General features: G+C 61.3%; 35 protein-coding genes. 7 read left to right on the top strand and 28 right to left on the bottom strand.

What is annotated here, in order from left to right; all coding sequences use genetic code 11:
• Nucleotide 1: 1 nt before the first annotated feature.
• The 17 genes from CWE16_RS05055 to hisA form a co-directional block, all read right to left on the bottom strand.
• Nucleotides 2-388: a hypothetical protein gene (locus CWE16_RS05055; protein ID WP_236629584.1), complete on the bottom strand. Its 387-nt coding sequence runs from the start codon at nt 386-388 to the stop codon at nt 2-4.
• Nucleotides 388-1,266 carry an acetyl-CoA carboxylase, carboxyltransferase subunit beta gene (accD, locus tag CWE16_RS05060; protein WP_131593494.1) on the bottom strand — a complete coding sequence of 293 codons (879 nt, stop codon included), beginning with the start codon at nt 1,264-1,266 and terminating at the stop codon, nt 388-390. Before accD ends, CWE16_RS05055 begins: the two co-directional genes overlap by 1 nt.
• A gap of 34 nt (nt 1,267-1,300) precedes the next feature.
• Nucleotides 1,301-2,116 carry a prepilin peptidase gene (locus CWE16_RS05065; protein WP_131593496.1) on the bottom strand — a complete coding sequence of 272 codons (816 nt, stop codon included), beginning with the start codon at nt 2,114-2,116 and terminating at the stop codon, nt 1,301-1,303.
• Entirely contained in the window at nt 2,116-2,379 is a 264-nt protein-coding gene (locus CWE16_RS05070) for a hypothetical protein (protein ID WP_236629585.1), read from the bottom strand. The genes CWE16_RS05065 and CWE16_RS05070 overlap by 1 nt, the downstream gene beginning before the upstream one ends.
• A gap of 78 nt (nt 2,380-2,457) precedes the next feature.
• Nucleotides 2,458-3,360, bottom strand: coding sequence for a phosphoribulokinase (locus CWE16_RS05075; protein ID WP_131593500.1), 903 nt, complete (start codon nt 3,358-3,360; stop codon nt 2,458-2,460).
• Between the two features lie 95 nt (nt 3,361-3,455).
• Entirely contained in the window at nt 3,456-4,535 is a 1,080-nt protein-coding gene (gene leuB, locus CWE16_RS05080) for a 3-isopropylmalate dehydrogenase (protein ID WP_131593502.1), read from the bottom strand.
• Between the two features lie 33 nt (nt 4,536-4,568).
• Entirely contained in the window at nt 4,569-5,639 is a 1,071-nt protein-coding gene (lpxD, locus tag CWE16_RS05085; RefSeq protein WP_131593504.1) for a UDP-3-O-(3-hydroxymyristoyl)glucosamine N-acyltransferase, read from the bottom strand.
• A 3-nt stretch (nt 5,640-5,642) separates the two neighbouring features.
• A complete protein-coding gene (gene proB / locus CWE16_RS05090) occupies nt 5,643-6,776 on the bottom strand; it encodes a glutamate 5-kinase (RefSeq protein ID WP_131593506.1) in 1,134 nt (377 codons plus the stop codon).
• Nucleotides 6,773-7,282, bottom strand: a complete 510-nt coding sequence (locus CWE16_RS05095; RefSeq protein WP_131593508.1) for a YqeG family HAD IIIA-type phosphatase — start codon at nt 7,280-7,282, stop codon at nt 6,773-6,775. The genes proB and CWE16_RS05095 overlap by 4 nt, the downstream gene beginning before the upstream one ends.
• Before the next feature lie 5 nt (nt 7,283-7,287).
• Complete coding sequence (locus CWE16_RS05100) at nt 7,288-7,833, bottom strand: DUF3727 domain-containing protein (protein ID WP_131593510.1); 546 nt, start codon at nt 7,831-7,833, stop codon at nt 7,288-7,290.
• 17 nt (nt 7,834-7,850) lie between these two features.
• Nucleotides 7,851-8,330, bottom strand: a complete 480-nt coding sequence (gene ruvX / locus CWE16_RS05105; RefSeq protein ID WP_131594071.1) for a Holliday junction resolvase RuvX — start codon at nt 8,328-8,330, stop codon at nt 7,851-7,853.
• 16 nt (nt 8,331-8,346) lie between these two features.
• The gene (locus CWE16_RS05110) at nt 8,347-9,402 is read right to left on the bottom strand and encodes a hypothetical protein (protein WP_131593512.1); all 1,056 of its coding nucleotides are present in this window, start codon (nt 9,400-9,402) and stop codon (nt 8,347-8,349) included.
• Nucleotides 9,403-9,444: 42 nt separating this feature from the next.
• A complete protein-coding gene (locus CWE16_RS05115; RefSeq protein ID WP_131593514.1) occupies nt 9,445-10,614 on the bottom strand; it encodes a F420-0:Gamma-glutamyl ligase in 1,170 nt (389 codons plus the stop codon).
• Nucleotides 10,615-10,676: 62 nt separating this feature from the next.
• A complete protein-coding gene (locus CWE16_RS05120; protein ID WP_131593516.1) occupies nt 10,677-11,213 on the bottom strand; it encodes a thylakoid membrane photosystem I accumulation factor in 537 nt (178 codons plus the stop codon).
• Nucleotides 11,214-11,251: 38 nt separating this feature from the next.
• The gene (locus tag CWE16_RS05125; RefSeq protein ID WP_236629586.1) at nt 11,252-12,934 is read right to left on the bottom strand and encodes a DUF3685 domain-containing protein; all 1,683 of its coding nucleotides are present in this window, start codon (nt 12,932-12,934) and stop codon (nt 11,252-11,254) included.
• Nucleotides 12,935-13,013: 79 nt separating this feature from the next.
• Nucleotides 13,014-13,385 carry a Fur family transcriptional regulator gene (locus CWE16_RS05130; RefSeq protein ID WP_236629625.1) on the bottom strand — a complete coding sequence of 124 codons (372 nt, stop codon included), beginning with the start codon at nt 13,383-13,385 and terminating at the stop codon, nt 13,014-13,016.
• 132 nt (nt 13,386-13,517) lie between these two features.
• Nucleotides 13,518-14,285 carry a 1-(5-phosphoribosyl)-5-[(5-phosphoribosylamino)methylideneamino]imidazole-4-carboxamide isomerase gene (gene hisA / locus CWE16_RS05135; protein WP_131593518.1) on the bottom strand — a complete coding sequence of 256 codons (768 nt, stop codon included), beginning with the start codon at nt 14,283-14,285 and terminating at the stop codon, nt 13,518-13,520.
• Nucleotides 14,286-14,379: 94 nt separating this feature from the next.
• Here hisA and CWE16_RS05140 point away from each other — a divergent pair, with 94 nt between their 5' ends.
• A complete protein-coding gene (locus CWE16_RS05140) occupies nt 14,380-15,303 on the top strand; it encodes an NAD-dependent epimerase/dehydratase family protein (RefSeq protein WP_131593520.1) in 924 nt (307 codons plus the stop codon).
• Here the strand turns inward: CWE16_RS05140 and CWE16_RS05145 are convergent.
• Entirely contained in the window at nt 15,269-15,817 is a 549-nt protein-coding gene (locus CWE16_RS05145) for a CDP-alcohol phosphatidyltransferase family protein (protein WP_131593522.1), read from the bottom strand. The genes CWE16_RS05140 and CWE16_RS05145 overlap by 35 nt on opposite strands.
• Nucleotides 15,818-15,848: 31 nt before the next feature.
• Between CWE16_RS05145 and CWE16_RS05150 the strand changes: the two genes are divergently transcribed.
• Entirely contained in the window at nt 15,849-16,319 is a 471-nt protein-coding gene (locus tag CWE16_RS05150; RefSeq protein WP_131593524.1) for a CBS domain-containing protein, read from the top strand.
• A gap of 27 nt (nt 16,320-16,346) precedes the next feature.
• Here the strand turns inward: CWE16_RS05150 and CWE16_RS05155 are convergent, their stop codons facing one another.
• A complete protein-coding gene (locus CWE16_RS05155; RefSeq protein ID WP_131594077.1) occupies nt 16,347-17,678 on the bottom strand; it encodes a hypothetical protein in 1,332 nt (443 codons plus the stop codon).
• 122 nt (nt 17,679-17,800) lie between these two features.
• Nucleotides 17,801-18,511, bottom strand: a complete 711-nt coding sequence (gene pdeM / locus CWE16_RS05160) for a ligase-associated DNA damage response endonuclease PdeM (protein WP_236629587.1) — start codon at nt 18,509-18,511, stop codon at nt 17,801-17,803.
• A gap of 82 nt (nt 18,512-18,593) precedes the next feature.
• Between pdeM and CWE16_RS05165 the strand changes: the two genes are divergently transcribed.
• The gene (locus tag CWE16_RS05165) at nt 18,594-18,788 is read left to right on the top strand and encodes a hypothetical protein (RefSeq protein WP_131593528.1); all 195 of its coding nucleotides are present in this window, start codon (nt 18,594-18,596) and stop codon (nt 18,786-18,788) included.
• 4 nt (nt 18,789-18,792) lie between these two features.
• On the opposite strand, the gene CWE16_RS05170 is transcribed toward CWE16_RS05165, so the two are convergent.
• Nucleotides 18,793-19,095, bottom strand: a complete 303-nt coding sequence (locus CWE16_RS05170) for a DUF3104 domain-containing protein (protein ID WP_131455358.1) — start codon at nt 19,093-19,095, stop codon at nt 18,793-18,795.
• Between the two features lie 175 nt (nt 19,096-19,270).
• Here CWE16_RS05170 and CWE16_RS05175 point away from each other — a divergent pair, with 175 nt between their 5' ends.
• Nucleotides 19,271-20,293, top strand: coding sequence for a transporter substrate-binding domain-containing protein (locus CWE16_RS05175; RefSeq protein ID WP_236629588.1), 1,023 nt, complete (start codon nt 19,271-19,273; stop codon nt 20,291-20,293).
• A 23-nt stretch (nt 20,294-20,316) separates the two neighbouring features.
• Here CWE16_RS05175 and CWE16_RS05180 read toward each other — a convergent pair whose 3' ends face one another.
• On the bottom strand, nt 20,317-20,553 hold the full coding sequence (locus CWE16_RS05180; RefSeq protein WP_131455357.1) for a ribbon-helix-helix domain-containing protein: 237 nt from the start codon (nt 20,551-20,553) through the stop codon (nt 20,317-20,319).
• 97 nt (nt 20,554-20,650) lie between these two features.
• Here CWE16_RS05180 and CWE16_RS05185 point away from each other — a divergent pair, with 97 nt between their 5' ends.
• Together CWE16_RS05185 and CWE16_RS05190 are read left to right on the top strand one after the other, a co-directional pair.
• Complete coding sequence (locus tag CWE16_RS05185) at nt 20,651-21,268, top strand: PCC domain-containing protein (protein ID WP_131593530.1); 618 nt, start codon at nt 20,651-20,653, stop codon at nt 21,266-21,268.
• Nucleotides 21,265-21,495, top strand: coding sequence for a DUF6737 family protein (locus CWE16_RS05190; RefSeq protein WP_131593532.1), 231 nt, complete (start codon nt 21,265-21,267; stop codon nt 21,493-21,495). The genes CWE16_RS05185 and CWE16_RS05190 overlap by 4 nt, the downstream gene beginning before the upstream one ends.
• Here the strand turns inward: CWE16_RS05190 and CWE16_RS05195 are convergent.
• The 6 genes from CWE16_RS05195 to CWE16_RS05225 form a co-directional block, all read right to left on the bottom strand.
• Nucleotides 21,492-21,689 carry a hypothetical protein gene (locus CWE16_RS05195; RefSeq protein WP_131593534.1) on the bottom strand — a complete coding sequence of 66 codons (198 nt, stop codon included), beginning with the start codon at nt 21,687-21,689 and terminating at the stop codon, nt 21,492-21,494. The genes CWE16_RS05190 and CWE16_RS05195 overlap by 4 nt on opposite strands.
• Before the next feature lie 26 nt (nt 21,690-21,715).
• Nucleotides 21,716-22,453, bottom strand: coding sequence for a hypothetical protein (locus CWE16_RS05200; protein WP_236629589.1), 738 nt, complete (start codon nt 22,451-22,453; stop codon nt 21,716-21,718).
• A 2-nt stretch (nt 22,454-22,455) separates the two neighbouring features.
• Nucleotides 22,456-23,265, bottom strand: a complete 810-nt coding sequence (locus CWE16_RS05205; protein WP_131593536.1) for an ABC transporter ATP-binding protein — start codon at nt 23,263-23,265, stop codon at nt 22,456-22,458.
• Between the two features lie 276 nt (nt 23,266-23,541).
• On the bottom strand, nt 23,542-23,964 hold the full coding sequence (locus CWE16_RS05215; RefSeq protein ID WP_131593540.1) for an NUDIX hydrolase: 423 nt from the start codon (nt 23,962-23,964) through the stop codon (nt 23,542-23,544).
• The gene (locus CWE16_RS05220) at nt 23,961-24,515 is read right to left on the bottom strand and encodes a PAP/fibrillin family protein (RefSeq protein ID WP_131593542.1); all 555 of its coding nucleotides are present in this window, start codon (nt 24,513-24,515) and stop codon (nt 23,961-23,963) included. The genes CWE16_RS05215 and CWE16_RS05220 overlap by 4 nt, the downstream gene beginning before the upstream one ends.
• An 18-nt stretch (nt 24,516-24,533) precedes the next feature.
• The gene (locus tag CWE16_RS05225) at nt 24,534-25,004 is read right to left on the bottom strand and encodes a DUF427 domain-containing protein (protein ID WP_131593545.1); all 471 of its coding nucleotides are present in this window, start codon (nt 25,002-25,004) and stop codon (nt 24,534-24,536) included.
• Between the two features lie 54 nt (nt 25,005-25,058).
• Between CWE16_RS05225 and CWE16_RS05230 the strand changes: the two genes are divergently transcribed.
• Nucleotides 25,059-25,760, top strand: a complete 702-nt coding sequence (locus CWE16_RS05230; protein ID WP_131594084.1) for a lipase family alpha/beta hydrolase — start codon at nt 25,059-25,061, stop codon at nt 25,758-25,760.
• Nucleotides 25,761-25,762: the final 2 nt, after the last annotated feature.

The raw sequence follows: 25,762 nt of genomic DNA on the forward strand, positions 1-25,762 counted from the left end.
TTCAGGCGAGGTCAGCGCTGCAAACCGCATCGATCACGCTGCTGATCAATGCATCCTGACCGGCAGCTTCCCACTGAGCCCCCCAGCGGGGAAGTCCATTGACCTGCTGGTCTCGATAGAGCTTCTGATCGCAATCAATCTGCATCACGTAGAGGCTCCCCAGGGGGCGCGCTTCAGGGTCGGTTTCCGGCGTAAAGCGACTGAGCACAGACAGGGTTCCTTCGCGAGTGCGGCGCACGCTTCCGGCATCCCACCATTGCCGGCCTTCGGCGGTTGGAGGGACCTCTCGCCAGTCCACGGGGCCGGCTATGGCCGCATAGGGCTGCGCAAGCCCTGTCAACAGGATCAGGATGCCGAGAAGCAGTCCGCGGGCAAGTCGACGGCCCATTACCCGACCGCTTCGACGGGATGGCTTCCGTGGAGTCGAAGCAGCCGCACGAGTGTGCTCTTCAGCTGGGTGCGCGGAACGATCGTGTCGACGAATCCGTGCTCCTGCAGATATTCAGCCGTCTGGAAATTGTCAGGGAGCTTTTCGCGCAGGGTTTGTTCGATCACCCGGCGACCGGCGAAACCGATCAGCGCTTTCGGTTCCGCAAGGATGAGGTCGCCGAGCATGGCGAAGCTGGCTGTGACTCCACCCGTTGTGGGGTGCGTGAGCAGCGGCATGTAGAGGAGACCCTGCTCACGGTGACGCTCCAGAGCCCCGGAGATTTTCGCCATCTGCATCAGGCTCAGCATGCCTTCCTGCATGCGCGCGCCGCCGGAGGCACACACAATCAGGAGAGGTAGTTGCTGTTCCGTGGCTCTCTCCACCAATCGGGTGATTTTTTCGCCGACCACGGAGCCCATGGAGCCCCCCATAAAGCGGAAATCCATCACCGCCAGGGCTAACGGATGATTCTCCACACGACACAGGCCGGTGATCACGGCATCCCGCAATCCGGTTTTTGCCTGCATCTCTCGTAGACGGTCGGCATAGGCACGGCGATCTTTGAAGCCGAGCGGGTCGGTTGGCTCCAGGTCTCCGTCCAGGGGCACGAAACTGCCTGGATCAGCGATGACTGCAATCCGCTCAGCACTGTCAATCCGGTTGTGATGCCCGCAATTGCTGCAGACACTCGCATTGGCGAGTAGATCCTTGCGGTAGACCACCTGGGAACACTCCGGGCACTTGCTCCAGAGACCATCTCCCTCTTCAGGCTCCTGGGTCAGCTTGACCACGGGCTGACCTTTTCGGCGATCGGCAAACCAGTCGAACAGCGACACGCAAGTCTTCCTTCTGATGACTATTTAAAGCCAATCAGGCCACTCCAATCAGCCTGATCCAGTTCTGCCACCACCAGATCGGGCCTGTGAGCCACACCAACCAGATGCCCAGGGCGATGAACGGACCGAAGGGGAAGGGCTGTCGTGGCCCCAGTCTTCCGCTGAGTCGGCCCATCAAACCAATGATCGCTCCGCTGCAGACGGCAAGGGCCATGGCCGCTGCGATCCCGGCCGGTCCCAGCCAGGCACCTCCCAAGGCCGCGAGTTTCGCATCGCCAAGTCCGAGAGCCGGCTGGCCGAGGATTGTCTCTCCAAGGGCGCTGAGGGCTTCCATCCCCAGGAGGGCAGCGGCGGCGGCCAGCAGATGGGGCAGCAGCTGAGATGGAGCGCTCAGCATCACAATCAGCCCCAGCAAGACTCCGGCACGGCAGAGGGGTTCGGGCAGCCAGAGGTGGTCGCAATCGATCAGCAGCAACACCAGCAGGAGGCTCACCAGCACCACTCCGGCCACCAGGGAGAGCCCTGTCGCGGCTTCGGCTCTTAATAGGGAATGATCGACGGGCAATCCTCGTGCCCACGCGGCGCTGACCCAGAGGCCACTGCTCAGGGCTTCAACCAGCGGATAACGGGTCGGAATTTTCCAGCCACAGTCTCGGCAACGACCGGCCAGCCAAAGCCACCCAAGCACCGGCAGGTTGTCATGCCAACGCACGGAATGACCACAACTCGGGCAATGGCTCCCCGGGTGGACCACTGATTCGTGTCGTGGGAGCCTCCATGCCACCACGTTGAGAAAACTGCCGATGCAGGCTCCCAGGAGGGCCAGGGGCACCACCACGACAGCAGCCATCAGCGAGCCATGGAGCGACGGGACCGGTTGCGAAGCAGCGCTGTGGAGAGGAATTCTTCCTCTGGCAGCAGTGTGGGCATCTCAAAAACCACCCGACCCTCGCCGCTCTTCTGACAGACCACAACGCCACTGGGTTCCTGCGTACGCGTCGCCTCGCTGAGATAGCGGAAATAGATCCGACGAGCCCGGGCGATGAGCTCCTGACTGTTGACCCGATCCCAACGCGGTGAGTTACCGGCACCATTGCCGGCTCCATGGATCACGAACGATGGGGATGAAACGGAAATGGGCCCACCTGATTACTCAGATGAACCCACGATAGATCTTCCTTTGGAAAAAGATCAGGAGAGCTTCTGCTTCTCCTCAATCATGCGATGAATGATCGGGGTGAGGATCAGCTCCATGGCAAAACCCATCTTGCCGCCATTGACAACGATGCTGGTAGGGCTGGACATGAATGAATCGTGGATCATGCTCAGCAGGTAAGGGAAGTCAATTCCCCACTTTTCACGTGCTCCTTTACGGAAGTGAATGATCACGAAGCTCTCATCCGGCGTTGGGATATTGCGGCAGATGAAAGGATTGGAGGTGTCAACGGTCGGCACCCGCTGGAAGTTGATGTCGGTGCGGCTGAACTGGGGACAGATGTGATTGATGTAGTCGGGCATCCGGCGCAGGATCGTATCGACGATCGCTTCGGCGGAATAGCCACGCTCAGCGTTGTCACGGTGGATTTTCTGAATCCATTCGAGGTTGGTGATGGGCACCACGCCCACCAGCAGGTCGGCAAGGGCAGCCACGTCGTAGCCATCGCCCTGCACACCACCATGCAGACCCTCGTAGAAGAGCAGGTCAGTGCCGCTGGGGATGTTTTCCCAGGGGGTGAACTGGCCGGGGCCAAGATCGGTGCCTAAACGGGCGTTGTGCTCAGCGGCCTCTTCAGGGCTGTGCAGGTAGTAACGCTTCTGGCCGCCACCGCTTTCGCCGTAAACGCGGAAGAGTTCCTCAAGCTTGTCGAAGAGGTTGGCCTCTGGACCGAAGTGGGAGAAGTTCTCACCCTTGGCCAGTGCTTCTGCCATGGCTTCCTTCATCGCCATCCGCTCGAAGCGGTGGTAGCTGTCACCCTCCACAACGGCAGGGGTGATGTTCTCCCTGGCAAAGATGTGTTCGAAGGCCCTTTTCACGGTGCTGGTTCCGGCACCGGAGGAACCCGTAACGGCGACAACGGGGTGACGCTTCGACATCGACGCAGGCAGAGCAGGCCCGAAGAGTTTGGCAGGTCAAGTGCCGATCCCGGTCGACGCAGTGCCGGGACCGGCAATGGCCCCCATGGTCCTCCTCAGGTGGAGAGGTGGTTGAGCAATTGCTCGCCCATGGCACGACAGCCGAGCATGGTGCAGCCCTCTGCCATCAGATCTCCGGTCCGGTAGCCCCCTGCCAAGACTCCATCCACGGCTTGTTCCAGGGCACTGGCGGCCGACTCCTCCCCGAGGCCGGTGCGCAGCATCATGGCCGCCGATAGCACCATCGCCATTGGGTTGGCTTTGTCCTGACCTGCGATATCCGGCGCGGAGCCATGCACAGGTTCGAACAGTCCAGGGCCTTCACTGCCAAGGGATGCGGAGGGCAGCATGCCGATGGAACCGGTGAGCATGGCGGCTTCGTCGCTCAAAATGTCGCCGAAGAGATTGCCGGTGAGCACCACATCAAATTGACGTGGGGCCCGCACCAGTTGCATCGCAGCGTTGTCCACATACATGTGGCTCACCTCCACCGCTGGGTAGCTCGATGCCATCGCCTCCACGCGATCGCGCCAGAGCTGACTCACGTCCAGCACATTGGCCTTGTCCACAGAACAAAGCTGACCACGGCGCTGAACAGCGAGCTCAAAGGCCACCTTGGCAATTCTGTCCACCTCGCCGCTGGAGTAGGTCATGGTGTTGAAACCGCGCTCCTCCCCATCAGCGCTAACTCGCCCCTTCGGCTGGCCGAAGTAAATGCCTCCGGTGAGTTCTCGCACCACCATCAGGTCAACCCCTTCGATCACCTCCGGCCGCAGAGTGCTGGCATCGATCAAAGCCGGAACGATTTTGACCGGACGCAGGTTGGCAAACAGTTCCATGCCGGACCGCAGCGCGAGCAGACCGCTTTCCGGTCGCTGTTGTCGCGGCAGGCTGTCAAAGCGGGGGCTACCGATTGCAGCCAGAAGCACGGCATCTGCCCCTCGACAGGCGGTGAGCGTGCTTTCCGGGAGTGGCTCCCCGGTGGCATCGATCGCTGCACCGCCGATTGGCTGCTCCTCAAAGCTGATGGTGAAGTCGTGACGAGAGGCCACGGCCTCAAGCAGCGTGCGGGCCACAGCAGTGATTTCGGGTCCGATGCCGTCACCCGGCAGCAGAACGACGCGATGCTGGCGCATGGGCTTCAGGGATGAGGGCCGAAGCCAGCGAGGTTACTGAGGCGAACGCTCCGACTTGATCAGAGCATCCAGGTCTTTCCTCAGCTCTCTGAGTTGTTTGGCCATCTCCGGCAGCTTGCCGAAGGCGGCGGAGCACCGAAGCCAAAGGCGATTGGGAATCGCCGGATAGCCGCTCACCACCTCACCGGCAGCCACCTCGCCATGGATGCCGCTCTTGGAGCTGGCAATGGCCCGGTCACCGATGACAGCCCTGTTGGCCACACCGACCTGGCCGGCAAGGATGACCCCATTCCCAAGCCGGGCTCCGCCAGCGATGCCGACCTGGGAGGCGAGGGCACAGCCCCGGCCCGTTTCGACGCCGTGGCCGATCTGCACCAGGTTGTCGATTTTGGTGCCAGCACCAATGCGGGTCTCCCCCACCGAGGGGCGATCGATCGTGCTGCCACACCCCACTTCAACGCCGTCCTCGAGCACCACCTGACCGGTCTGCGGCATCTTGCGCCAACCGTTGGCAGTCGGAACGAAACCGAAACCCTCAGAACCCACCACAGCATTGGAGTGCACCACGCATCGGGACCCAAGCCTTGAGCCTGGATGCAGCACTGCGTTGGCGTGGAGTTCGCAATGGTCTCCGACTTCCACGTCGTCGTAGATCACCACCCCCGGGTGGATCACGCTGTGGTTTCCGATCCTGCTTCCGTCACTGATGCAGACCCTTGCCCCGATGGAGACGCCAGCACCAAGGCTGACCCGTTCACCGATCACCGCTGAGGGATGCACTCCCGCGAGGGGCCGTGGTCGTGGATGCAAAAGTTCCAGGGCCTCTGCAAAGGCCAGGCGGGGATCTTTGAACACTGCCCAGGCGGTTCCCCGAGCTTCAGCTCGTTGCACTAACTCGTCTTGATCGGGAAGCAGCAGGGCACCAGCCTGGCTTGCTTCGAGGGCTTGCTCGAGCGCATTGCCCTTTTCGAGGAAGCTCATCTGGTCTGCCTTGGCTTTCTCCAGCGACGCCGCTGAACTGAGCCGGGGATCGCTCCCGAGGCCGTGGCGAAGCAGGCCGGCTTCGCCTTGCTGCAGCGCGGCAACCAACTGACTGAAATGCATGCGTTAGAGCTCCGCCGGCCGGATCGTAGGCGTGCTGAGCACGAGCGCGTCACGGTGAACAACCAGGGGCGAGCCACCATCGAGCCGGTTGTCGCTCTCAACTCGGTCGTTGCTTCCGATCTCCAAGGCTTTCTGGAGGACCTCACTGCTTAGGGAGCTCAGACCTCGACCCAACTCGGTCCCGTCCGGGCCAAGCAGGCGAACGGCATCTCCGCTGTCGAAGCGCCCGTCGATCGCTGCGATTCCCACCTGCAGTAAGGAGGCACCCCGATGCAGAAGCGCCTCACAGGCGCCGTGATCGAGGTGGAGTGAACCCTGAGGTTGAAGAGCATGGGCCAGCCAACGTTTGCGCTGTCCGAGGGGCTCCGGATGGGGGTGGAACACGGTTCCGCCTCGGCCTCCCTGCAGCAGGTCCTGCAGCACGCTGGCTTCCCTCCCATCCGCCAGGTGCACTGTGATTCCGCTGGCCGTCGCGATTCTGGCCGCTGCCAATTTCGTGGTCATGCCACCGGTGCCCCAACGGCCGCCGTCACCGGCACCTTCTTCGAGTTGAGCCAGTTCGGAGGGGTGATGCACATCCGTGATCGGATGGGCACTGGCGTCAATCCGCGGATCGGCTGAGTAGAGGTGGTTCACATCCGTCAGCAGGATCAGCTCATCGGCTTCCACAGCCGCAGCCACCAGTGCAGACAGTGTGTCGTTGTCGCCGAAGCGCAGTTCCGCTGACGAGACGGTGTCGTTTTCGTTCACGATCGGCAGAACGCCCCAATCGAGTAATTGATGCAGCGTTGCCGAGGCATTGCGATAGCTGCGCCGATCCGCGAGATCTGAGCGGGTCAGCAGCACCTGGGCCACGGTTTTGCTGTGGCGAGCCATGGCGGCTTCGTAGAGCCCCATCAGATGGCCCTGGCCCACTGCTGCCGCTGCTTGAAGAGCCACCACGCTCTCCGGTCGCGAATTGTGGCCAAGACGGCGGCAGCCGAGCCCGACTGCACCACTGCTCACCAGAACGGCGCGATCGCCTTTCTCCAAGCTTGCCGCCAGGGCGTCGGCGAGGCGCCCGATCATCGTCTCCGTTGAAACCTGTTCCTGACCTCTGAGCAGGCTGGTGCCCACCTTCACCACCCGCAGGGTCATGGACGCCCAGCCCCCATCCAGCGGGCGAGCTGCCGTTCAACCCGTTGCACCCTGTCGTGGCGGCAGGGGGTTCCGTCGGCTCGGAGCGGTCGAACCAGCACGGTAAACAGGCCAAGACGATTGCCGGCCAGAACATCGGTGAACAGGCGGTCACCAACGATGGCCAGCTGCTCCGGGCTCACTTGTAGATCCTTCAGCACCCGGCGAAGGGCGGCCCGTCTGGGTTTGGCGGCACCGCTGGTGAAGCCAAGCTCCAACTGGGCGGCCACTGCACCGATCCGTTGGCGGGAGGGGTTGTTGCTGAACAAATGCAGGGTGAGATGCTGCCGCGCCTGGTGGACCCAGCTGATGACGGCGGGAGGAAGCACGACCTCGTGGCCAGGCAGGAGTGTGCGATCCACATCCAAAAGCATGGCGGTAATGCCCTGCGACAGGAGCGGTTTCAGGGGGAGCTGGGCCAGTGTCAGGCCAGGGTCCCAGTCGGGTTGAAGCCAGTGATGGCTCATCGGCATCAGTTGCTGAGCTCCCGCTCCTCAAGTTCCGCTTCAATGCGCGGCTGGATGCGATCAAACTCCTCGCCCTCGACGAGTTCTGCGGCACCGTCGTTCATGCGGGCCACAACGAAGAAGGGATCGAGGGGGATGTAAAGGCCATATTCCTGTTCTTCGACCAGGAAACTAACCAGCAGCTCATAGGTTTCCGAATCGTCTTCCTCTTCACCGTCTTCTTCCAGCTCATCAGGGTCGGGTTCGTCCAGCTCACCGCTGACTGTGAGTGTCACGGCGGATCGCACAAGCGTCAGGTCGTGTTCCTGTAGAACCACGTCAGCCACAGAAAGGATCGGTTCGCTGTCACTGATGGCGTCGATCAGCTCGGGTTCGTCGCCGTCCTTGAGGCGAAACAGACACACCGGGGTATCGACAGGTGTGAGCAGGGCGTAGTCGATCCCATCGAGGGGGATCAGTTGTTCCAGGAAGCAGAGCAGATCCCTGCTCCCCTTGTCCCTGACAAGGACGGTGGGCACTTCGCCGCCGTTACCGGCTCCGCTGCTGCTCATGACTGCGCTGATGTGTTCTACCAGGATCCTTCATCGCCGCTGACACTGCCAGAGGCCGGGTCCGCCGTTGCGACCGGTTCTGGCTCGGGACCATCGTTCAGCCATTGCTCCAGTAGCAAGGCGGCGGCAGCACTATCGAGGCGACCGCTGCGGTCGCCGTGGAGTCCGAAGCGCTCGCCGGCAGCCCAGCTGCTGCTGTGTTCGTTCACCCAGGCCAGGGGCAGCATGAGCGCCCTCGCCAGCCTGATTCCGTAGCGCTGGCTATGGACCGCTTGGTCGGTGAGTCTTCCCTCTGCATCCAGCGGCAAGCCCACCACCAGACCTTCCACCCGGCGCTCGTGGCAGAGCCTGCGGATCTGCTCGAGGTCGTCGCCAAAGCGTTGACGCCTCAGGGCCTGCAACGGTCTGACCGCAATCCCGAGGGGGTCGCAGCCGGCCAAACCAATTCTGCGTCGACCGACGTCCAAACTGAGAACGGAACGGGGGCGAGGCTTCAGGCTTGCCACGTGATGGTCAGCGACGCCCCAGGCTCGGGGTCGGCAGCGGAGGACGTTGGGGCTGGAGACGTCCCAGCACGCTTTCCAGTGGGAGGCTGTTTGGACGTTGACGTGGTTGGATTTGCCGCCGCCAGAGACTTCTGCCGAGCAGTAGCTCCTCGCCAATGGAGTTCCATCCCGCTCTTTCCAGCAAGACGTTTAAGGGACGATCCTCCTCATTGCAAAGCAGTTTCAGGTCAGGTTGTTCCCGTTGCAGTCGATCCAGGACCGCTGGCAATGCCCGATTGAGTCGCTCATCCCAGGCCAGGTCCCGGACCAGTTCACACCGGGCACCATCGGGTCCTCGATCGATTCGCAGGAGTCCGGCGAGGGCGATTGGACCGTTGTCGCCTTTGCCCAGCAACACCCCGCTGCCGGCACCGCACTGGTCGAGAAGATCGTTGCAGCGTCGGTCCACGATCTGTCGTTGATGGCTTGATGCGGAAGCCTGCTCAAGGGGCCAGAGGAGCGGAGCACTGCGACGGTTGAGGGGAGACCAGAGACATCCGTCTCCAAGCTCAGTCGGCATCGGCGATGGCGTAGAAGCGCGGCTCCAAAGTCGCGTTCGTCGAAGGGGTTGAAAGCCGAGTTCCCGTAGGACCTCAATCTGGTCGCGATCCTGGGATGGGCAGCGAATCACCCAACTGCGGGATCGCGGGTGCGCTCCGAGGAGGGATTCCTTGAGCAGGGTGCTGAGCACCTGAGCGCGACTGTGCTGCGATGGCGTACTGATGTCGTCTAGGGCCAGTCGCCAGCAGGTGCCCTGTCGATTGTGGGGACGCAATTCCACGAGAGCCCGCAGTTGGTCGGCCTCCAGAGCGACAAGCGCCCTGGGCTGGCGTATCCAAGGCAGCACCGGAAAAAGGCTTTCTGCTCTAGCGATCAGCCCTTGAAGGAGAAGGGTCTGAAGTCTGGGAAGCAAAGCACTCGATTCGCCGGCCTGAAGCCGGGGAAGGTGGGCCGCGTGAAGCGGCTCTACCTGAAGGGTGCAGTCGGCTCCCTCCACCACGTTGCTCAGCAGGGATGAGCTCAATGTATCGCCCGTCTCTGCCCGTCGGGCAGCCCGGGAACTTCTTCAGGCTGGGCGGACCAGCACAAGTGGGGTTCGCTCGTTGGCATTTCCCGCTGGATTTGGTTTCAGAGCCCGGTGCAGCAGGGCGTGGTCGCAGCCACGGCTGCTCGCGAGCACCTTGACGCGACCGAGGTCGTTGACATCAACGATGGCCACGTCGACGCCGAGTGCTGCGGCTGCTGCCTCACAGAGGGCTTGGGGCTCCTGCGGACCCAAGACAATCGTCTGGTCGTAGGGAGGAGTGGTGCCGGTGATGTCGTCGATCAGCCGAGCCTGCTCTCCAGCCAGTCGATAGAAGCCACCTGGGCTTCCGACTAATTTCATGGCAAGGCCAAGAACCCAGGCCAGCAGGACCCGGGTTGGACCGACCTGATCCATGAGGGTTTGGAGACCACAGGCAGTAGCCAGGCTGCTGGTGGGATGAAACGCTCTGCAGAGGAGTCTGCTCAGCCAGCTTGGATCCACCATGGAGGGATGCTGATAGCGGCCCTGCATCACCGCCACGGGCGTTTCACCGATGGTGAGCACATCACCGGGCTGCACGAGATGCCCGGCATAGGTGCGAAGCACGTCAACGGTGTCATCCAGTGGCCCGAGCAGGTGGGTGCGGATCGGCAGCACTTCGCACTGGTCGCCAGGCCTGATTTTTGCCTGATCGCGGGTCGGGATAGAAGGACGCCGCAAGGGAAAGACCACACCCTGGCGTCGTTGAAGACGACCAAACGGTCCGTAGTTGACCCAGTGCACGTCGGCCCACAGGGTGTCGACGCTCTCGAGCACCGCAGTGCCCTCAGTGTCAGCGATGCTGATCGCCACCTTCACCGTGGTGGTTTTTCTTCCCTTCACGATGTAAGCGGCCCAGTAGCCATCGTCCCGGGCTTCTTCGTCGGGATGTTGGGGCCGAATGCTGGTGCTCACCTTCATTGAGGTGAGATCACACTGTCCAATCAGCACGGGCTTCACGTCGAACTCGGGAACCATCACCTCCATGCGTTGGTGGGGGTTGTGAATCGAGAAGGAGCCCGTCACCTTCAGCCCACCTTGCTCTTGAGGCTCCACGTGCCAGTCATTGGCACTCAGTTGCAGTGGCGAGGCTGGTCTCAGGCGGTGCCGCGCCTCAAGCCAGGCCACGGCCACACCGAGGACGAGCAGCACGATGAGCAGGGTGGCCATGCCATCACCGGTGCATCGACCGGACGATCAGCCGCGCAGCGTAGGCGGTTTCATCGCTCGGATCAGCGGGTCAGCACTTCAGTGTTGAGCTCATTGAAACTGAGGGTGGTGCTCACCCCCTCAGGAGCGGGAAGACCAGTGGCCTCACTGATCGCGAGATTGATGGCCTCGAGGGGCACTTGACCCTCTTCATCCAGCAGCAGACGTCCCTCGCCGTTGATCACCACCACTTGGGGGATGCGACCGTGCCAGTAGTGGGCAGGATCGCTGCCGCCCCGATCCATGCGGTCTTGCAGGGCATCAGTGGTCAGAGGCATCAGGTCGATGCTCCGCCCCCATAGCCGTTGCAGTTCTGAGACGGCTGGAGCGAAGGCTTTGCTCGTGCGGCTGTCATCCAGGTAGAAGATGAGGACGCTGGTTCGCCCGGCTGCCTGGGATTCGGCGAGGGTGCTGACGGGAGGGACCAGGGAGCCATTGCCTGCGTAGAGGGCGAAGATGTTGCCGTCATAGGCATCGTCATCGCGCGCTGCGGATGCAGTCGGAACCAACAAGAGCAGAGACAGCACCAGTCCCAGCATTGCCTTGAGTACTCGTGCCATCGCCCAGCCGTGATAGCTGGGCATTCTGCCTGTTGATCTCAGCCGCGGCCCGCAGGCCGCTGGTTCAGGCTCCGTCCCATCCCCTGAGCAATCCCTCGACCGATCAAGCCGATGGCCCGACCGACCACCTGGGTGAGCAGCACCACCATGAGGTCTCCAAGGGTGCGCACCAAAGCCTGCATCTGAGGAGCAATGGCATCCCTTGCTTCGAGAATCAGTGCGACCTGTTGCTGCCACCAGCCCAACTGCTTCAGTTCGCTGTCGCGGGGTTCCACAAGGATCAGCGGTTCGATTCGACCGGCCCGTAGTCGGTAAAGCAGACGACGGCTCTCATAGAGGCGGATCGGCCGCTGGATCCAGAGTTGCCAGCGGTTCTGATGGTTGAGCTGGTTGCGGAGTCGCTCCAGTTCACGGGTGGAGATCAGATGCTGGTTCAGGAGATAACGCCGCAGTTCAGGCCATTCAGCGCAGGCGCTAATCAACTCTCCGCTGATCAACTCAGCCGTTCGCACCAACCAGTTGCTGACAAGAGTCTCGAGTTGGAGCAAGGCGCGGGGGTGGTGGGCTGGCAGGAGTTGACCATCCACGAGCACCGGCTGGTCAAGAACGAGTGGATCCAGCATCCGTCGTGGATCGGGTAGTTCTTCATCGGCCTGCTGCAAATCCGCATGGGTCAGCAATGACTCCGTCACGGGCTGGAGGGAGTCGCCCTGCGGTAAGCGCACATAGCTACCGGTCATGGATTGGAGGGCCTGTTTGCGCAGCTGAGGCTGGAGAGCGTGCCAGCTGTCGGTCAGTGCCGTACCGGGAAGACCCTCTGGCTCCATCTCCTCGCGCCGGAGCCGTGCCATGACCTGGTCGAGTTGCTGCAGGAGTGCCAAAAGAAGATCGCGGCGCCGTTCTGGGTTCAGTCCCTCCATCGCCAACAGGCTGCCGGTGCCGTTGCCCAACCCTGCGTTGACCGCTCCCTGGAGCCGCTCCTGGATCGCTGTCCAGACCGCTATGGCATTGCGTTCACGCAGGGTGATCGCTGTGCTCGCCTGATGATGCGAGTCCCCGCCTTCCTCGAGGATCGTTCTGCTCTGTTGACCCAGGGGGACGGCGTCCATCAACCCGACCTGCAGGGGCCCCCACAGCCAGAGCAAGAGGTTTCTGGCACTGCGCAATTCACGGCAGCGCCCTTCCAGCAGCAGTCGCAGCAGAAGATGCTCTGGAGGGGGATTGAGCAGGCTTTCGATCACCTGCAGGTCATGGCTGATCTGCTGCAGACCGCTGACTAAGAGCCATTGCCCCAGGCCCAGCGTTGCCGCAGGGGTTGATGCGCTTGGTTGTGGGCCTGCACTCTGGCGAAGACGCAACACCCGTCCCCCCTCGCGCAGGGTGGTGATAGCTTCGCGAAGGCTTGATAGATCCGGGTCTTGAAGTAATCCGGGGCAGTCGAGTTGAAGCAGCTCGTCTTCGCTCAGGTTCAGTTGAGCGGGGAGCAAGAGCAGCACAGGAGCTGGTTGCCAGCGTTCATTGAGCTGCAAAAGCTCCCTACGCAGGGCCCCGAATCCGATCTGTTCGTCCACCGACCAGATCACCAGGCCGGGGTGTTGGTTGAGCTGCTCAGGCCGGAGTCGAACGGCGCAGGTGTCGGCCTCCATCGACAGCTGAAGGGCCAGGGACTCACCGAGGAGATCCGGCGCGAGCAGGAGGACTTCGACGTTCTTGCTGCTCAAGGCTGGGGACCTGGACCGTCACTGTTCCGTCAAGGTAACGAGTGCGGAGCCTTGGCTCCAGTGGCTGGGAGGGGATTGTTCAGGATGCGGAGCCCGTCGGGCGACCGTTGAGTTGCAGGGTGTACGACTCGATCCTGTAGCCAGTTCTCGATTCGATCGCGCGGAGCAGTGCGTCGGGCAGCTCGATGTCGAGATCTTCAATTCGCCCCGTCTCCAGACAGGTGAGGTGACTATGGGGATCACTGCGATACCCGTAGAGCCGCCCATTAGCCCTGTCGAGGCACTCGATCACTCCCGCGCTTTGCAGGGCCTCGAGGTTTTGGTAAACGGAGGTGTGGCCGATGTTTCGACCACGGGCATTGAGCTTCTCGAAGATGTCTCTTGCACTGAGATGGTTGGCCTCACTCCAGAGCAGATCGAGCACCATGCGTCTCTGCCTGCTAAGACGCATGCCGAGTTGACGGCAGCGTTCAAAGGCTTCCTGCACCCCGGTCTGGGGGACTGGGTCTGTGGAGGGATTGACTCCGCTCACAGGCGTATCGGGAATGACTTCACCTTAAGGTCCCAGGCAACCCGAGGTGGCTCAGCCGTTGAGGATGTCGAGGTTTGGAGGGTCCTGAAGACGGTTCTCTCCCAGGGCAGCGATCGCTTCGCTCAAATCCACGCGACCGTCGTAGAGGGCGCGTCCAACGATCACCCCCTGCACTCCAAGGGGTTCCAGCGCCAGTAGAGCCAGAAGGTCGGCCATGCATCCGACGCCTCCCGACGCGATCACCGGCACCTGGCTGGCCTGGGCCATGGCACGTAAGGCGTCAAGATTCGGCCCTTCAAGGGTGCCGTCCGTCGCGATGTCGGTGCTGATGATCGCGGCAATGCCTTCAACGCTGAGTTCTGAGGCCAGGGTCGTGGCCTCAACATTGCTGTTTTCAATCCAGCCTCGAGTGGCTACCTTGCCTTCCCGCGCATCGATGCCGACCACGATCCGGCCAGGGTGACGCGATGCCAGCTCGGTCACCAGCCCAGGATTTTCGAGCGCTGCGGTGCCAAGGATCACGCGATCAAGTCCGCAGGCCAGCAACTGTTCAGCCCGATCAACCGAACGAACGCCTCCACCGAGCTGGACGGGAATCGAGAGGGCCTGCGTGATGGCCTGCACGCTTTCGTCATTGACGGGTTTCCCACTTTTGGCGCCGTCAAGATCGACGAGGTGCAGGCGGCTGGCCCCCTGTGTCTGCCAGCTCAGTGCCTGGGCCACCGGATCGTCGTTGAACTGGGTGACCTGTTCGTAGTCACCTTGATGCAGGCGTACGCAAGCTCCACCCAGCAGATCGATGGCGGGAATGATCTCCATGGGTTGAGAGATGGATTGCAGAGCCCCATCCTGCAGCGTGGCTGATCAGCGACCCCCCAACCGCGCTTCAATGGCTGCCAACTGAGCTGTTCGGATGAAGATCCTTGTCATGGGTGGGACCCGATTTGTGGGTAAACCGCTGGTGGCGTCGCTCCAGGCTCAAGGGCATGCACTCACGCTCTTTACGCGAGGCAAGCAGTCCCTGCCAGCTGGGATTGAACACGTGCGTGGGGATCGCAGCCAGCTGTTGGATTTAGAGCAACTTCAGGGCCGAAGCTTCGACGTAATCATCGATAGTTCCGGCCGCACCCTGGACGACAGCCGTTCTGTCCTGTCTGTGACCGGTGCTCCGAGCCACCGATTCCTTTATGTGAGTTCAGCTGGTGTTTATGCATCCAGCGAACAGTGGCCCCTTGATGAAGACTGCCCAGTGGATCCGGCAAGCCGCCACGCCGGTAAAGCTGACACCGAAGCTTGGCTGCTCAAGGAGGGAATTCCGTTCACGAGTTTCCGTCCCACTTACATCGTCGGTCCTGGCAATTACAACCCGATTGAGCGTTGGTTTTTCGCCCGGATTTGTCATGACCTGCCCGTCCCCATCCCGGGGGATGGCACCACGATCACCCAGGTGGGTCATGTGGAGGACTTGGCTGAGGCCATGGCCCGTTCGCTGGCGGTCGATGCCTCCGCCAATCGCATCTATAACTGCTCCTGCCGCCGTGGCATCACGTTCAATGGGCTTGTGGCAGCTGCTGCGATCGCAGCGGGACGGGATCCTCAGTCCGTTGACGTGCGTCGCTTCGACCCGAGCGGACTTGATCCCAAGGCGCGGAAGGCCTTCCCGCTCAGGATCGGCCATTTCCTGACCGATATCAGCCGAGTGGAGCGTGAACTGGCCTGGACCCCGCGATTTGATGCCCTGAAGGCTTTTCAGGACAGTTTCAACCGGGAGTTCAGCCTCGACCCGGGGGATGCTCCAGATCTCAGCGCTGACCTTCAGTTGATTGGAGCGGCCTGAGGTAGCTGGCGGCGGATAGCAGGGCCATGAACAACGACGGCCAGAAGAGCCACCAGCCCAGTTGATGGAGCCCATCGACAGCTGCGTCCGATCCCCAGGATCTAGGCCAGAGCAGCAGCAGCAGGCTGAGGAACTGCAAGATCGTTTTGGCTTTCCCTGAACTCGAGGCGGGAGCACCGTCCATGGCATCTCGTCGCCATCCGGAGATCAGCAGCTCCCGGGCCAAGAGAAGCCACAGCGCCCAGAGGGGAAGGCGCTGTTCACTGGCGAGCCAGACCAAAGGGGCACAAATCAGGAGCTTGTCGGCTAAGGGGTCCAGGCGGGCGCCCCAACTGTTTCCCCCTCCACCTCGGCGAGCCAACCAGCCATCCAGTGCATCGCTGAGGCCTCCCAGAAGAAGCAGGATCCATGCCACGGCCGACCATCCGGTCGCCAGAGACATGATCAGCGGCAGGCCTACCAGCGCCCGAAGCAGGGTGAGGCGGTCAGCCCAGGTGCGCCATGGGTTCTTCAAGGCTCAGAATGCCTTCACTCGCATGTGTTCCATGGTGCTCCAGCAGTCGGTTCGTGATGTGATGACCACGCCGGTGCTGAAGGTCACTCCGGAGACCCCTCTTCAAGAGGCCGTGGCTTTGCTCAGTGATCACCACATCAGTGGTCTGCCGGTGGTGAATGACCAGGGTCAGCTGATCGGTGAACTGACCGAACAGGATCTGATGGTGCGTGAAAGCGGCGTGGATGCCGGTCCTTACGTGATGCTCCTTGACAGCGTCATCTACCTCCGGAACCCCCTGAACTGGGATAGGCAGGTCCATCAGGTGCTTGGCACTACGGTCAAAGATCTGATGCGGCGGGATCATCACTCCTGCAACGCTGAGCTTGCGCTGCCTCGGGCTGCATCGCTTCTGCACGAGCGCAGCACCCAGCGTCTCTATGTGGTGGATGCCGATCAGCAACCCATCGGTGTGATCACCCGCGGTGATGTGGTGCGAGCCCTGGCCTCGAGCCAGGTTTGAGTCAGGCCTTGCTGCCGCTGCCTTGACTCAGGGCAGCGGTGGTGGCAACACCGGCGGTGGGGGTGCACCGACCAGTGCATCCTGATTGACGGTTCCACTTTGCTTCTCTTGCATCGCACTGGACGGCCGAGACTCCTCCCGCACGACGATCGGGGGGGGGAGATCCGGCGGCAGGGTCAGACGGTCGAGTCCGTCCTGATTGGGCCCTGGCAAGACAGGATCAATCGTTTCGGACGATCTGGAGTCTGGATCAAGTTCCTGGAGCACCAGCGGATCGGCCGTAATCGGTGGTTCCGGCAGCGGTGAGCGCTCGCGGATTGCAGTTTTGCTGCCGGAGTCTCCGCTGCGTCCTGGTTTCGTTGGTTGTTTTGGACTCCAGATCATCCTGGCCACTGGTTCTACCCCCTGTTCCATGACCCGGTTCAGGCCTGCCAATGCACGGTCGATCAGACGGCTTCCGATCCACTGGGCGCAGTCGATGGGGCCGTCGCAGTGGGCGGCCATCCCCACGCGGCTGCTGAGGTTGGCCATCAGGTTCCCCTCCAAGACAAAGCGTCGTTCACTCAACCGGAGCAGATAGGGAACATGCACAAAGCTGGTGGCCCCTCCGCTGATCCAGTTGGCGTCCTCCTCTGTAAAACCCTTGACCCCTGGAATGATGAGGCGACTTTTGGAGGCATGGTCAGGCATGTAGGCGGCCACCAGGCCCCGCCGACGGGCCAGATCTCTCGTTTGCTCGAGGGTGAGGCCGTCCTTGCTCATCAGCATTTCCATCCGCCCGTCTTCGCGAAGTCCGAAGACCATTCGAATCCTGGGCAGGTAGTAGCGGATGCGCTGCCCCATGCTGATGCTGTAAGCCCCTTTGTAACTGGCGGGCGGGTCTTTCAGATCGTTGTAAACACTATGGAGACCACCGATGAAGGTGTCGTAGCGCCGTTCCCGTTCATTGCTCAGTTCGCCATAGCCGAAGTCGACACTGCCGTCATGACCGATGCCGATGAAGGCTCGTTGCTGTGACGCCGTACGGTTCCTGCCCTTCCAGATCCTTTGACCCAGCTTGAGGTCTCCCAGGGGAACAGTGATCTCCTGCCCACCATTGTCCACATGTCGTTCGTACATGGGACCTGACACATAAGCCAATGCTGCAGTGTCTTGATAGGCATCTTGCTCCCGGTCCCACCCCTCCAAGAGTCCGACCCGCACCTTTCTGGGATCGAAATCGAGGGCGTACACCTCGTCATCGGGCAGGTAACGGAAACTGCCGGCCTCGGCTCCTTGCAGGCGTTGTTTTCCCCCCGACGGCTGCTGTTCACGCTCCGGACTCGGAGGTGCCAGAGCGAGTAGAGCTGCGAAGCCCATGATCGGCAGTCCCAGCACGATCCAGCGTTTTCGCAACCCGCGACGTGCTCGTCGCTTCGGCGTCGAGCGACGCTGCCGTTTGGTTGCGCCGGCAGGCCTCTTGGTGACCGAGGATCCGTGTGTCACGGGGCCAGTCTTCTGGTTTGGTGGTGGGGAGACGGATCGAGCCAAGGAACGATGGCGTTCTCAGCCACCAGCCATTTGCGGTAACGCTGGCCGCAATCATGCCCTCCCGTCAACTCCCCGAACGCAGGAATCAGCAATCGCTCGCTCACAGGGTCATAGGCAAAGCAAGGAAGGCGGAGTCGATCATTGCCGGAGCGAAGCGATGCCACGGGGTGCACGTGGCCGCAGACATTGAGAAGAGGCGTTTGGCGTGGGTCCGGAGGCGACTCGGGTTCATGGCTCAGCCAAAGCTGGCCGACCCTTTGGCTGGGCTGCCTGGGAACTCCAGGGCAGGGGGCGTCACGGTCATGATTGCCACCGATCAGCGTCAGTTTGCAGCTGCACTCTCGTGGTAGTAACTGCAAACTCTCCATGAGCTTGTCGGTCAGCCCCTGTCGCCCGTGGATGAGATCTCCGAGGATCAGCAGTTCTTCAGGCTGCAGGACTTGGCATAACTGTTTGAGCCTATTGAGGTTGCACCGGTCTCCGTCGCTCGGGATCGGAATGCCGTGAGCTTGAAACACCTCGGCTTTGCCGAGGTGAAGATCGGCCACCATCAGCTGGCGGCTTTTGGGGCGCCAGAGAGCCCTCTGGGGCAACAGCACCAGGTCTTCGGATCCCCAATGCCAGGGTTGTCCTGCTCCTTTGGTTGCTGGAGCATGGGTCAAGGGCTCATCCGTCGGTGTGATCTCGACTGCATTCAAGTGTCGTGTCCATGCATCAGGCTGACGCCACCTGAGCGGTTGCATTGTGGCGTTCCCAGATCGTCTGCACCAGCCAGAGCCTGAAATCCTGCGCTTTCTGGAGCATCGTCTCAACGTTCTGGAACAGCAACAGCGCTTTGAATGCGCCTACGCCCTAAGGATGGAAGTGGCCGATTGGCTTCTCCTAGGGAACGCAGGCGCGGGTGAGCCTGCCACTCTTAACCTGCCCTTCCCGCTCTGATCGATCATGACCCTCGCGCTTCTGCTTGCTCTCGCAGGTTCCCTGGCGGCGATGGCCTGGATTGTGCGTCGCCTGGACCAGGCCTGAGGCGATCGACGATTTGATCAGCATTCACGGTGTGAATGATGCCGGTGTCGATGCAGGCAACCTGACAAAGGGACGGTTGTGGTCCACGGGCTCCGCCATCGCAATGCAGCACGGCACCGATCCACCAGTCCGACGCGGGGCTTGAAGGGTGTAACCCCCTGACGGCCACATGGTCGCCTGGGCGGATCCGCAGAAAGATCGGCTCTGCTCTGCGCTCCATTCACCACCACTCGCGAGTAGTGCAAGTGTATTGTCGCCGTGGCGGTTGTTGGCGTGGTACCCATGGGCTGTTGCGTGCAGCAGCTGTGGTGAAGCGATGGTTCCCAGTCCGGCCAATCGTTCTGGCGTTGGTCGGATCGATCCTTTGGCTCGAGCCAGTCGGCGCCGTTGAGGAGGTGAAAAAGCCCATTCGGGTCGGTGTGAGCGGCAGCCCTCCCTTCGTGATGGGCGGGCCAACCGTTCAGACAGGGATCAGCGTGGAGGTGTGGCAAGAGGTGGCCACCCGTCTCAATCAGCCCTTCGTGCTGGTGCCACTCCCTAATACAGACGCCAATCTGCAGGCGCTGCTCAACCGGGAGGTTGATCTCGCCATCGGTCCGATCAGCATCACTCCTGATCGCCTCGCGATGGAGGGGCTTAATTTCAGTCAGCCCTATTTCCACGGTCATCTCGGATTGCTGGTGCCAACGGGTTCGGCACCTTGGCTCAGGAGGCTTGCGCCCTTCTTCGGCTGGGCAGCTCTGTCCTCTCTGGGGGTGTTGATGCTTCTGCTGTTTTTTGTGGGGAATCTGATCTGGCTGGCGGAGCGGCGTCGCAACTACGAGCAGTTTCCTCGTCATTACCTTCACGGCGTTGGCAATGGGATGTGGTTTGCTCTCGTGACTTTGACAACCGTGGGTTATGGCGATCGGGCCCCTTTGAGCCGTACGGGACGCACGGTCGCCGGGGTTTGGATGCTTCTGTCTTTGTTGGCTCTTTCGTCTGTGACCGCGGGGCTGGCTTCAGCCTTCACCCTCTCGCTGTCCCAGCAGTCGCCAGGACGAATCCAGCAGCCCGATGATTTGACCGGTCAGTCCGTGGCAGTCGTTCGGGGAACGACCAGCTCGATTTGGGCTCAGATCTACGGGGCCAAGGCAACGTCGACAAGCGATCTGAATGCGGCGATCGGCCTGTTGAAGGCGGGCCGGGTCAAGGCTGTGATGTTCGATCGCCCGGCCTTGCAGTATTTCCTGCAGAAGCAAGGTGATAGCGATTTCAAATTGGCACCCTTCGCCCTCGCAGCCCAGACCTATGGCTTCGCCTTCCCTGATGGCAGTGCCTTGCGTGTACCGCTGGATGTCGAGATTGTCGACATGGTGCGCAGCGGCAGGATTAAGGCGATTGAAGATCGAATTCTCCAGCCTGCGCCTCAGTCCTGAGTGCCAGGCATCCGCTGGGCCTGTCAGTCCAGGGGTAGATGCCGCCGTAGGCCATCTTCGATCAGATAGGAGGCCAGGCTGCTGCAGCTGCGTCCTTCGCTGAGAGCATGCTGCTTGAGACGGGCCATCACACCGCCGGGAAGGGTGACGTTCAGTCGTTCTGATTCCGCGGCGTCAGCGACGTCCCCGGCACTCATCGATGGTTGCTCGGTTTGCAGCTTGTGTTGCAGCTCATGCAGAAGGGATTGAAGGATTGACACGGTTTTGACACGTTTTAGTAACAATTATGCCTCATCCTTGCCGTTTTTCCCTGCGATGCAGCCCGCGTTACTGTGGGGCCGTTTTCAGGTTGAGGTGATGCGCGCGCTGCCCCTGTCGTTAGTTCCTGGTCAGGATCTCAGGGGAGCTCTCGAGGAGTTAGCGCGAGCGCAGAATCTCTCAGGGTTTGTTCTCGGGGTGGTGGGCAACCTCTCCAGAGCAGCCTTTCAATGCCCAGGTCAGGCCTCCCCGACCGTGCTTGAGGGAGATCTGGAGATCATCACGCTCAACGGAACCTTCGGGGCTGATGGTGTGCACCTGCACCTGAGCCTTTCCGATGGTGCTTGCCAGGTTTGGGGTGGGCATCTTGAGCACGGCACGTTGATCCTTAAAGGTGCCCAGTTGCTTCTTGGCGTCCTTGAGCCGTCATCTCTCCAGCCGGCTATTCCTGCGATGTCGCCGCAGGCCAATGACGCTCGTGTCGAGATCGCTGTATTACCTGGCTGTCCTTGGTGCACGCGCGCGCTCCGCTTGTTGAGCAGTGCCGACGTTCCCCATCAGGTCTTTCGAGTTGATGATGATCAGGCTTTTGCCCACTGGCATGGGCGCAGCGGCATGAACACCTTCCCTCAGGTCTTTGTCGACGGAGCACTGGTTGGCGGTTACGACGCTCTTGCCGCCATGCATGAGCGATCTGAGCTCCACGCGCTGCGGTGAGCAATTCCGATCACTCGGAGTCCACCAGTCCTTCGCTTTGGCTTGCCAAGCCATGGTGGTGTCAGCCCTGGTCGATCTTGCTGACGGGAGTTGTCGTGATTGCCGCGAGCTGGTTTCTCTTCGGGCGCATCTGGCTGACGGCCCTCGCCGTGATGGGCATCACCATCTGGTGGTTCCTCTTTCTGGTGCTTGTGCCTGCGGCCTACAGACGGGCTGAGAGCCCTTAGGTCAGTTTCTCGCCCCGTGCCCGACGCTTCTGCTCGAGCAATTCGTTTTCCAGTTGCTCGATTAACTGGCTCACTAGGGCTTGGAACTCAGGCTGACAGCCTCGGAAGGCCGCTTTGTGCCGGATCGGTTCGTTGCGGGTGCGCAAATCAGTGAGCATCAGTTCCAGCGCATCAATCCTGGCGTTACTGTTCATGGCGGGAGCTGCGTCACGCAGCGAGGTTATGACAGCTGTGCAGCGTCGAGCAGCCAGACCACCAGCAGACCGACGAAGAAGGCGAGGTTGACGACCCCAGAATCGTCCTCTCCATCGGCGTGGGCTTCCTTCATCACCTCCTCAATCACCAGGTAGATCAGGGCGGCGGTTCCGAAGGCGAGGAGCCCCGTGAGCGCTGGGCCCTTGAGCCAGTTGGCAAGGAATCCGCTCATTCCTAAGCCCACGAGATACAGCGCAGCCATCAGAGCTCCCCCGAGCGCGCTGCGCCAACGCCCAGCTCCGCGTCCAAGCAGGGTTCCAACTCCTACCGCCGTGAAACCCATCTCCAGGGCCACCGCTAGCGGGATGATCCACCCGTGATCTGTGGCATCGCTGCTGATTCCCACCACCAATCCATCGATGAGGCTGTCCACCAGAAAGGGAAGCAGCAGGATCAACAGAGGCCTGGGTTGCTGAGCTGCCTGGGCTGCTTTCGGTTCGGTGAGCACCGCATTGATCACCAGCAACAGAGAGAAGCCAAGGCAGAAGCCAACCGCGAGAGCGAGGAGATGGCCGCTGCGGCTTGCTGCGGGCATCAGATCGGCTGCAGCGGTGCCTAGCACCAGTCCGCCCACCAGGTGAGCGATGATCCCGCGCAGTCGCTGCTGGGGGTGAAAGCGGCTTCCGAGAAGACCGCCACCGATCAAGGCAAGGGCCGGAACGATCTGAACGAGCACAGCACGATCACGACTGCTGCCAAGCATGCTCAGCCTGGCAACACTTGTCGGTAACCATTGGCTTCAACCACCTGCAGCGGTGTGTCGAAGAGCTCAGACAAGGCCTGATCAGTGAGTGCCCGTTTCGGTGTGTCGTCCATCACGACCTGACCATCGCGGAGACCGATCACCCTCTCGATCTCGGGAATGATGCTTTCAATGCTGTGGGTGACCATCACCAGGGTGATTCCCTGCCTGCAAAGCTTGCGCAGAGTCTTCTGAAGGCTGTGTCGCGCTTTGAGGTCGAGGGTGTTCATGGGTTCATCGAGAACCAGAACCTCCGGCTCATGGACGAGCGCTCGCGCGATCTGCAACCGCCGTTTTTGGCCATCGGAGAGTGAGCCGTAGGGCTGTCGCGCCTGTGCATCGAGATCCATCTCCTTCAGCAACAGCTCAACCCGTTGGTTCTGCAGGGGCGTAGGGATCTGCTCCCTTCCGAGTCTGACTGCGCCGAAGAATGCCGATAACAGCAGCTCCCTGCCCTGGGTCGACGGGTGGATGCGACTGTCCAGATCGCTGTTCACGATCCCGAGTTGGCGGCGAAGCTCCCAGAGATTGAGCGTCTCCTTCCCGAAGATCCTCAGATGAGAACCCGGGCGGACGACCGGATACAACGCCCGACTGATCAGCCTCACCAGCGAACTTTTTCCAGAACCATTCGGGCCCAGCACGACCGTGGGCTCACCACTCCAGAGCTCCAGGCTCAGATCCTTGAACACGCGCTTGTCTTGGATCCATGCCTCCACAGCGTTGAGAGACAGCCAGCGATGGCGGTCGGGACTTGTCGAATGAGGGCCCATTTCGCCATTCTCCAGGTTGCTGCTGTGTCGTGATGGGGATCAGCTGCCGCTGCAGGCAATGCGGGTGCAGGTCCTTCCGTGCGGACCGTTCCCTGGCCGGCCGCCTGGTTTGCGCTCGCTGTGGATGCCCTGTCGGTCAGGGACGGGCAGCCTTTCGTCAGGAACGCTTCTCATCCAGCCGTTGGGTTAGGCGTTGGGGATGGTGGCTTGTCTTGATCCTGGTTGTGATCGGGATGGTTCTGTTTCTCAATGGCTTCTGAATCATTGGCGTCTGAATCATTCGCCAGAGAGCTCTTTCAGCCTGAGGCTGATCAGCTGAAGCGATGGTGCTAGAGGTCTGCATTCACGGAGTCGCGGGCTCCAAACCGCGCCTTGGTGGATCTCTTCTGGTCGCGCCAAGGCCAGATCCTGCCCTTCCAGGAGCGTGAGCTCCGAGAGTGGAACATCCAGATCGCCATGGAAGGCATGCAGGAGGCGCTGGGGGGTCTGGTGCTGGAACCAAGGGTTCAGGGTTAGCGGACACCAGCCGATCTCCTCGATTAATTCCCTGCGTAGTCCCTGCTCGGGCGATTCCCCCGGCTCCAGGTGACCACCGAACAATCCCCAGCATCCGGGGGCCACGATTCCGCTGATGTCATCGCGGAGCTGCAAGAGCCAGGAGCCTTGCTGCTGGAGCATGGCCAGGGCTACCACGGTCATGGCCGTTCTCCCATCAGCGCATCGGCGCTTAGGTCCTCACGACGCAGGAGGGCGAAGCGAGTGCCTGCGTTACCGCGACAGACCCGCAACCGCTCGTCGAGCCAGGTGATCTCAAGCCAGGCCGGAAAGCTTTGTTGGATTGCCGCCATCAGTGTTGGCCTCCAACCACTGATGAGGGAGGGGCCGAGCCAGCCCCCCCTGCGGAAACGAACGGAGACCCGTGTCTTGCTTTCGATCCTCAGGTCAGCTTGGACGGCAATGGCGGCCAGATCAGCCATGGGGCCACCGAGACGCAGCAGATTCATCCCTCTCCCTCGCTTCGGATCGATCACCTGCAGGTTCTCCAGCCATGGGGCCTTTTTCAGCCACGGCTGTGTTGCGCTGCTCCAACGCAGCTCCCAGACTCCCGCCAATGCCTCTCCTGCCTTGAAGAGATCCACTGTGCTTTTCGCTTCGACCTGATCCAGAAGCGCGCTGATGACCGGATCCTGCGGCTGATTCATCAACAACTCCACGAGCCGAGCGCGGGCTGAATCAGTGGAAGAGGGCATCAGCTTGGCACCGCAGGCTCAGATCAATTCAGGATGGGCTGGATCCCCCTTGAAAGGGCCAACCACGGCAGAACTGATCCAACCGCCGTAGAAACCTCCTGGCTGGGGAATGACAGGCTCTCCATTCAGCCAACAGCCATCCATCAGTGCTGGATACAACGCGAACCACCCTTGGATGGCTTTGAAGTCCGCCGTTGGCGTTGGGTAACGCCAGACGGCGCGATGGATCCTGCGTCCTCCGGCAACAATGTCGAAGTACTCCGCCACACCTTTCCATTCACAGAAGCTGCGCCCAACAGCAGGATGCAACAGCGATTGCTTGATCCCCTCAGGTGGCAGGTAATAGGTGGGCGGGTGGAAGGTTTCGAGAACCCGCCAGGTCCCCGTGCCCTCATACAGCACTTCACCAGCCACCTTCACAAGCACAAGATCACTGCTGGGTTCCAGTCGTGGTGGTCTTGGGTAGTCCGCGACCCGTTCCTGAACCATGGGCTTCGGGGTGATCTCCTTTGATGATGGCTGGGACCGTTGTTTCTCGTGGTGATGTCCGTGGTGGATCCCCGACAACCCGTCGTGATTCTCGGTGGGTTTCTCATCAGTGACACGGCCTATCATCCGATGGCTGACTGGCTCATGAACGAGCAAGGTTTGGCCGTGGCGATCACTCCCGCTAGCCGATTCGACTGGTTGCTCACGAGCTGGTCTCTTGGTTGGCGTTGTTTGCTCGATCGGGTGGATGGTCTTGTGAAGGAGTTGCAGAGCCGTTCACCCTCTGGAAAGGTCACCCTCGTGGGGCATAGCTCCGGAGGGGTGATGCTTCGCCTTTATCTGAGTCATGAGCCCTTTGCTGGTCGTGTTTATGCCGGTGCCGAGCGCTGCAACCGCCTGATCACCCTCGGCAGCCCCCACCAGGCCGAGAGGGCCACACCCTTGAGAGCCATGGTTGATCGACGCTTCCCGGGTTGCCATGACCCTGCGGTTGACTACGTGGCAGTTGCCGGTGAGCTGGATCTGAATGGGCCGTTGGCCTCGGCTTTCAGTCGTCGCAGTGCCCGCGGCAGCTATCGGAGCATCAGCGGTGACCCTCAGGTGCGGGGTGATGGCCTTGTGCCTGTGCAATCGGCTCTGTTGCTCAATGCAAGACCCGTGTTGTTAGAAGCCACGGCCCATGGTGGCTTGTTTGGATCATCCTGGTATGGCTCTCCTGATCGCATCACGTCCTGGTGGTCGGCCGCTTGCCGATGACT

It is taken from the genome of Synechococcus sp. BS55D, assembly GCF_004332415.1.
In the GTDB taxonomy this organism is placed as follows: Bacteria; Cyanobacteriota; Cyanobacteriia; order PCC-6307; family Cyanobiaceae; genus Synechococcus_C.

What these genes read in the sequence shown, in the direction of transcription:
- CWE16_RS05055 (WP_236629584.1), bottom strand. Translation starts at nt 388, where the DNA reads ATGGGCCGTCGACTTGCCCGCGGACTGCTTCTCGGCATCCTGATCCTG.
- CWE16_RS05065 (WP_131593496.1), bottom strand. Translation starts at nt 2,116, where the DNA reads ATGGCTGCTGTCGTGGTGGTGCCCCTGGCCCTCCTGGGAGCCTGCATC.
- CWE16_RS05075 (WP_131593500.1), bottom strand. Translation starts at nt 3,360, where the DNA reads ATGTCGAAGCGTCACCCCGTTGTCGCCGTTACGGGTTCCTCCGGTGCC.
- leuB (WP_131593502.1), bottom strand. Translation starts at nt 4,535, where the DNA reads ATGCGCCAGCATCGCGTCGTTCTGCTGCCGGGTGACGGCATCGGACCC.
- lpxD (WP_131593504.1), bottom strand. Translation starts at nt 5,639, where the DNA reads ATGCATTTCAGTCAGTTGGTTGCCGCGCTGCAGCAAGGCGAAGCCGGC.
- proB (WP_131593506.1), bottom strand. Translation starts at nt 6,776, where the DNA reads ATGACCCTGCGGGTGGTGAAGGTGGGCACCAGCCTGCTCAGAGGTCAG.
- CWE16_RS05095 (WP_131593508.1), bottom strand. Translation starts at nt 7,282, where the DNA reads ATGAGCCATCACTGGCTTCAACCCGACTGGGACCCTGGCCTGACACTG.
- CWE16_RS05100 (WP_131593510.1), bottom strand. Translation starts at nt 7,833, where the DNA reads ATGAGCAGCAGCGGAGCCGGTAACGGCGGCGAAGTGCCCACCGTCCTT.
- CWE16_RS05115 (WP_131593514.1), bottom strand. Translation starts at nt 10,614, where the DNA reads ATGGCCACCCTGCTCATCGTGCTGCTCGTCCTCGGTGTGGCCGTGGCC.
- CWE16_RS05120 (WP_131593516.1), bottom strand. Translation starts at nt 11,213, where the DNA reads ATGGCACGAGTACTCAAGGCAATGCTGGGACTGGTGCTGTCTCTGCTC.
- CWE16_RS05130 (WP_236629625.1), bottom strand. Translation starts at nt 13,385, where the DNA reads ATGCGTCTTAGCAGGCAGAGACGCATGGTGCTCGATCTGCTCTGGAGT.
- hisA (WP_131593518.1), bottom strand. Translation starts at nt 14,285, where the DNA reads ATGGAGATCATTCCCGCCATCGATCTGCTGGGTGGAGCTTGCGTACGC.
- CWE16_RS05140 (WP_131593520.1), top strand. Translation starts at nt 14,380, where the DNA reads ATGAAGATCCTTGTCATGGGTGGGACCCGATTTGTGGGTAAACCGCTG.
- CWE16_RS05150 (WP_131593524.1), top strand. Translation starts at nt 15,849, where the DNA reads ATGGTGCTCCAGCAGTCGGTTCGTGATGTGATGACCACGCCGGTGCTG.
- CWE16_RS05155 (WP_131594077.1), bottom strand. Translation starts at nt 17,678, where the DNA reads ATGGGCTTCGCAGCTCTACTCGCTCTGGCACCTCCGAGTCCGGAGCGT.
- CWE16_RS05170 (WP_131455358.1), bottom strand. Translation starts at nt 19,095, where the DNA reads ATGGAGCGCAGAGCAGAGCCGATCTTTCTGCGGATCCGCCCAGGCGAC.
- CWE16_RS05185 (WP_131593530.1), top strand. Translation starts at nt 20,651, where the DNA reads ATGCGCGCGCTGCCCCTGTCGTTAGTTCCTGGTCAGGATCTCAGGGGA.
- CWE16_RS05195 (WP_131593534.1), bottom strand. Translation starts at nt 21,689, where the DNA reads ATGAACAGTAACGCCAGGATTGATGCGCTGGAACTGATGCTCACTGAT.
- CWE16_RS05200 (WP_236629589.1), bottom strand. Translation starts at nt 22,453, where the DNA reads ATGCTTGGCAGCAGTCGTGATCGTGCTGTGCTCGTTCAGATCGTTCCG.
- CWE16_RS05205 (WP_131593536.1), bottom strand. Translation starts at nt 23,265, where the DNA reads ATGGGCCCTCATTCGACAAGTCCCGACCGCCATCGCTGGCTGTCTCTC.
- CWE16_RS05215 (WP_131593540.1), bottom strand. Translation starts at nt 23,964, where the DNA reads ATGACCGTGGTAGCCCTGGCCATGCTCCAGCAGCAAGGCTCCTGGCTC.
- CWE16_RS05220 (WP_131593542.1), bottom strand. Translation starts at nt 24,515, where the DNA reads ATGCCCTCTTCCACTGATTCAGCCCGCGCTCGGCTCGTGGAGTTGTTG.
- CWE16_RS05225 (WP_131593545.1), bottom strand. Translation starts at nt 25,004, where the DNA reads ATGGTTCAGGAACGGGTCGCGGACTACCCAAGACCACCACGACTGGAA.
- CWE16_RS05230 (WP_131594084.1), top strand. Translation starts at nt 25,059, where the DNA reads ATGTCCGTGGTGGATCCCCGACAACCCGTCGTGATTCTCGGTGGGTTT.